The sequence below is a fragment of the Streptomyces sp. MMCC 100 genome (assembly GCF_041538145.2).
In the GTDB taxonomy this organism is placed as follows: Bacteria; Actinomycetota; Actinomycetes; order Streptomycetales; family Streptomycetaceae; genus Streptomyces.
Map to the genome: position 1 here is coordinate 1 of NZ_JBGORK020000013.1, position 777 is coordinate 777.

Here is a 777-nt window from a genome sequence, read left to right on the forward strand (position 1 = left end):
GACGACCGGGTCGGGAGGCAGGCCGTACACCTCCGGTTCGTCCAGCAGCAGGAAGAAGGCGCCGTCGCCGCCGACACCGTCGCCCGGGTCCTCGCCGTAGAGGCGGGCGTCCGAGACCCCGGCGGAGTGCAGCCGGGCGACCCGGGCTTCGGCCCGCTCGCGCAGCTCGTCCAGCGGGCCGAACTGGATGGAGTCGGTGGGGCAGGCCTTGGCGCAGGCGGGTTCCATGCCGACGCCGAGCCGGTCGTAGCACAGGGTGCACTTCCACACCCGTCCGTCGTCGGGGCGCTGGTCGATGACGCCGTACGGGCAGGCGGGCACGCAGTAGCCGCAGCCGTTGCAGATGTCCTCCTGGACCACGACCGTGCCGAACTCGGTGCGGAAAAGCGATCCGGTGGGGCACACGTCCAGGCAGGCGGCGTGGGTGCAGTGCTTGCACACGTCGGAGGACATCAGCCAGCGCAGTTCCGTGCGGCCCTCCGGCGCCACGGGGGAGATCTCACCGGCCGGCGCTCCAGCGGGCGGCTGCGCGCCGGGGGGCGCTGGGGCGGTGGCGCCCGGGTCGGGCGAGGACGGGGAGCTGCCCAGGCCGCGGGCGGCGGCGAAGACATCGACGTCGTCGTGGGAGACGCCGGGCTCTTGCCCGCCCAGCGGCTTGCGCTGCTCGATGAAGGCCACGTGCCGCCAGGTGTCCGCGCCGAGCCCCTGGGTGTTGTCGTAGGACATGCCGGTCAGCTCCAGGCCGTCCTCGGGGATCGCGTTCCACTCCTTGCACGC

At 73.5% G+C, this 777-nt stretch carries 1 protein-coding gene; it reads right to left on the reverse strand.

Annotated elements, in window-relative coordinates:
• Nucleotides 1-777 (reverse strand): 4Fe-4S dicluster domain-containing protein (locus ABS735_RS38560; protein ID WP_476755898.1); only part of this gene is annotated, 777 nt, incomplete at both ends.